We start from the raw sequence: 4,696 nt of genomic DNA on the forward strand, positions 1-4,696 counted from the left end.
AAAGGCGATCCGCAAGGTGATGGAATTGAACAGTTAGAATCTTATTTAGGGCGTTTGGGTTTAGATTTTGGTTGGTTATTTATCTTTGATAGGCGGAAAAATGCCTTACCAATGGAAGAAAGGTTATCAACTGAAGTTGTGGTGACGGAAAATCAATATAGAATTACTGTGATTAGAGCTTGAGTGTTGGCAAAACTCACTGTTTTTAGCAGAAATAAATGGTATGATTAAATTAATATTAAAATTAATAAAAATGCCCTCGTCACATCATGAATTACAGAGACTATATCACAATTGAACCCAATAAGGGATTATAGGTAATTGTGGCGAGATGTGGTAATAATCCCCTGACCTTTAAGAGTACCTGGTTTCAATCCCTGATAGGGATTATAGGTAATTGTGGCTTATAATAAAATTTACCACAGTATATGGCTGCATATTACTATGGGTTTCAATCCCTGATAGGGATTATAGGTAATTGTGGCACACTAGCAGTAAGAGAAACGCTGTCATCATTCTCGGTGTTTCAATCCCTGATAGGGATTATAGGTAATTGTGGCAAAGTGCCTGTGGTGTTGGGTACAGTACCATTGTTTCAATCCCTGATAGGGATTATAGGTAATTGTGGCATTTATGATTGTTATATATATAGTCAAAAGCCAAAAGTGTTTCAATCCCTGATAGGGATTATAGGTAATTGTGGCTGCCCACCCAGGAAAGCATTGATATATTTGGTTTTCAAGGTTCTGATCCGTCAACCTGGAGATAATATAACTTTTCAGATATCCTGGTGTCAAGAGTAGCATCAAAAAAAAATCCCTCAAACCTTTATCTGGTAAGACTTGCCGAGAATGCGTCAACCTCAAAACCACTAAAAACACTGGAAACTTAGACTATACAAAGGTTCTGATGCGGGAAATTGTCAATCTGATTTTGACACCTACTGGTTGACGCACAAGAGCAGCCAAAAGCGGTTTTGTTACTCCTCCTCAAAATTGTAAGTTTTAAACTTGAGACTCCGGCAATTTTCGGTGACGGTGCGAATTACATTCTCTGGGATTCCATCAGGTAATTGCACCTGAATATCTAGAGTGACTTGGATATCTGCACCGACTAAACCCCCCAGATGTTGGACAATTTCGCTAGTTACTTGTTCAGCATCCCGAATGACCCGCTGGGGGTCTAAATTGACGGAGCCATAAAAACGCCGCAGTTTTGGAGGGGGTGGGGAAGGGGTGTATTCTGTTACCGGTTCTTTTACTGATTTAGTAGAATTACTGGGGTTAATATTAGTTGGGTTTGGAGTTGGTGGGGTTGGGGGTTGTAGTACAGCTGTATCTTGCTGTAGTTGCTGCTCTGCAACCTCGGCTTTAACTAACCAACTTTGGCTGCTGAGGGTAGCTGTAATCCCTTCACAGGCTTTTAACCCTAAATAGCGTCCCTTAGCTTGATCGTAGCCGCTGGCGTAGGCGAAGTATTCTTTCCACAGTAAGGCTGCTACTCCTTCTTGAACAGCATTGAGTAACACTTGTTCATCTTTGATGCGGGGTAGATAGAGATATTGGGTAAAGTATTTCCACAGTGTTTTTAAGTCAACATGATCGGCGTTAGACCAGATATAAGAGTCAAGGATTTCTAGACGCAGACGGGAAGGGGAATACTTAAGTATGAGTTGTTCTTCGTGAAGAAATCTCCGACTAGCCCGAATAATGAAAGAATCTTGCCCAGGAATGCGAATTTCTTCCCAAGTTATGGGCTTGTGCGCATCTGGTTGATGGGGAATTAACAGCCATTGATAAGTGTCTTGAAGTAACAGATTGACATTTTTATTAGTTTCCTCTTGCTTTTGTTGAGCTTGATTGGTTTGGGAAACATCTAAGTTTAAAGAGTCTTTTTCTTTAACAATAGAATCCCAGGCTAAAAATTGACAAACATGCTGGACTAAATTATCTAGTTTAGTTTTATCCACCACCAGAAATAAGAGCAAATTCTTACAATAACGGGGACTAGCGCCTTTATAAGAGAGAATTTCTGTCACTTTTTCTAAGGCTGGGCTATCCTTAGCTTTGCTGCTGTGGCTATACTGGGGAGCTAAGACGACTAACCGCACGCCCATGTTTTCTTCATCGGGAACATCAGCGCTAGAATTGGGGGCTATATGCACCCCTGCAAATTCACCCCGCTCTTTATCGGTTCTCAGTCTGCTGATAATTTCTTCCCAAACTCGGTGTATGTCTTCGCTGATTTGTTGAGCGCGGTCTTGCGCGGTGCGGGTGACGTTGGGTTGGGTAGATATCCAATAACGATTACCGTCACTGACATATATATAGGTAGCTTGGTCGCTCAGACGGCGCAGAGCGTCTCCAAAGATGGCTACACTTTCACCGGGGTGGACACAACCGAGTTTAATTCTGCGGTCTTCTAAACCTCGGTTTGCTGCTTGTAAGGTGGGAGCGGAACCTAGGTAAATTGTGCGGGTAACACGGCGACAGGCGGAGTATTTCCCTAGGTTGGTGTTTTGAGCTTCTAAAAGCATGGGGAGGGAGTTGGTCCCATCGACATCTTTTTCAATTACTGGAACCCAGGAATCTTCTAGGTAACGGGTGAGTTCTGACTGTATTTGACTTTCCCCCATGGGAATATTGGCTGGTAATATCATTAAGGAGCGATCGCCTTGTTCCCAGAGTACAGTAATGACTTTAGCCATGAGTCGTAATACTCCGCGGGTGCGTTGGAATTTATCTAAGCTAGACCAGTCGTTATAGAGACGGTCAAATAATTCTGGATGAATGGGATAGGCTTGTTTTAAGCGGCGTTCATAGTCAGCTTCTCGACATTCTAGGGGAAATTCCTGGGGTTGATTGCGGTACATTTCGCTAAAAGCGCGTACGACAGCATCACGAGCTACGAATAAGTTAGGGTCTGTGAGGTTTTGAAATAAACGACGACGAACAATCTCAAAACTTTCTTCGGCGCTAGCAGGTCGCCAAGGAGACTCAACCCGACCAATGGCATTTTTTAAGCGGTTGAGGGCTTCTCTACCTTTTTCGCCGCCAACTTCAATATCAGAAGAGGGTATACTGACTACTAATAAGGTGCGGTCTGCATTCTTAGCGGACTCGCTGAGGGTTTGGGCAAAGGTGAAATGGGTGTCAAAACTGCCACCGGGTAAGATATTATCATCATGGAGTTGTCGCCCATAGGCTACCCACTCATCAATGAGAATTAAACAGGGAGCATAGCGGTTAAATAAATCTTTGAGAATATCGCCGGGGTTAGTAGCGGTTTCGTCTGTTTCCCGCAACATTTCGTAACCTTCTTTACCGCCCAATTGCCAAGCTATTTCTCCCCACAGGGTTCTGACGACTGTACCATCTGTTTTTGTGTCTGGTTTACCGGGGCGTATTTTGTTACCTACTATCACCGCAGTTTTCACATTTTCTGGTAACTCTGACATCCCGGCGGTGGTTAAAACTGGTTCCAATTCCGGTAGGTCTTTGAGAGGAACACCAAAGCACAGATGATATAATGCCAGCAGAGCGTGGGTCTTACCCCCTCCGAAATTAGTTTGTAATTCAATTACTGGGTCACCACCCTGGCCAGAGAATCGCTGTAAGGCATTGAGCAGCAGTTGTTTAAGTCCTTCGGTTAAATAGGTGCGGCGAAAAAATTCTGTAGGTAAGCGGTACTCGTCGGAACCTTCATCTAGGTAAACTTGCCAAAGATCCGCGGCAAATTCTGCTTGTTGGTAGCGACCGGAAGCAACATCTGGGTGGGGGGTGACTACTTCTCGCCAGGGTTTGAAACCGCTAACGGGATGGGTTTCTACGGAAGTTGCTGCGGCTTTGCGGGTTTCCCTGCGCGCTTGTTCTTCAAAGCGGATGCGTAGGAGTTCTTGTTTTTGCTTTTCTACGTCATCGGCTTCTGATGCGCAAATGGCGGTCAAAAGACGGTTAATACTATCTAAGGCGCGGTAGGTATCATCTGTGGAGAATGGCTGATTGTGGGCCCAGGCGTTACGGGTGAGCATTAATTCACTCACTAAGCTTCTTTCGGCTTTACCCAGAGTTTGGTTAAATACTTCGTTCCACTGATTCCACATGACTTTGAGGACTTCTGCTACATCCTGCTTAAGCATTTGAGCCACGGGGCGGCGTAGGGTGCGGTCTTCGGAAACGAAGGGAGTAGCAGCAACTACCCACTTATCACCATATTTTGCGCCCATTTCCCTTTCTAAAAAGGGATACAAGCCTTTTTGTAGTAAATCTAAGGCTCTGCCTATTCGTTCGCGGTTGTTGATGGTCATTGTTGGTGTTTACTTAGTATAACTGTTAATTTCTATTTTTGTCAATGACAAGTTATACCCCAAGGTTAAAGGTCTGGTGACGGCTGGGGGTAAGGTCTGGAAATGCTGTTAAGTTTTAGCTATAAGCTAGCACTGGATATTAAACCAATATATAGTATATTTTGCAACTGTTGCAATGGGCTAGTGTGCCAGGGGTTTAAAACCCCTGTCTGAAAGCTGAAGTCGGATGAATCCGACTAGGAAATCATGTATAGCAACGGACATATTGGTTAGGACATCATCATTATGGTTTTAAGGGAACAGGGAACAGGGAACAGGGAACAGGGAATAGTGAGTAGGGAATAGTGAGTAGGGAATAGGGAATAGGGGATAGGGGATAGGGAATAGTGA

The 4,696-nt window shown here is 44.0% G+C and carries 1 protein-coding gene, 1 pseudogene and 1 CRISPR repeat array; of the genes and pseudogenes, one reads left to right on the forward strand and one right to left on the reverse strand.

Annotated features, from left to right (window positions below; translation table 11 throughout):
- Positions 1-183, forward strand: a pseudogene (locus tag PN457_RS02080) (ATP-binding protein); the annotation flags it as partial.
- A gap of 183 nt (positions 184-366) precedes the next feature.
- A CRISPR array of direct repeats spans positions 367-704; the repeat unit is 38 nt; unit sequence TGTTTCAATCCCTGATAGGGATTATAGGTAATTGTGGC.
- A gap of 275 nt (positions 705-979) precedes the next feature.
- Here PN457_RS02080 and PN457_RS02085 read toward each other — a convergent pair.
- The gene (locus PN457_RS02085; RefSeq protein WP_271730995.1) at positions 980-4,306 is read right to left on the reverse strand and encodes a Swt1 family HEPN domain-containing protein; all 3,327 of its coding nucleotides are present in this window, start codon (positions 4,304-4,306) and stop codon (positions 980-982) included.
- Positions 4,307-4,696 lie beyond the last annotated feature (390 nt).

It is taken from the genome of Anabaenopsis arnoldii, assembly GCF_028331025.1.
GTDB lineage: Bacteria > Cyanobacteriota > Cyanobacteriia > Cyanobacteriales > Nostocaceae > Anabaenopsis > Anabaenopsis arnoldii.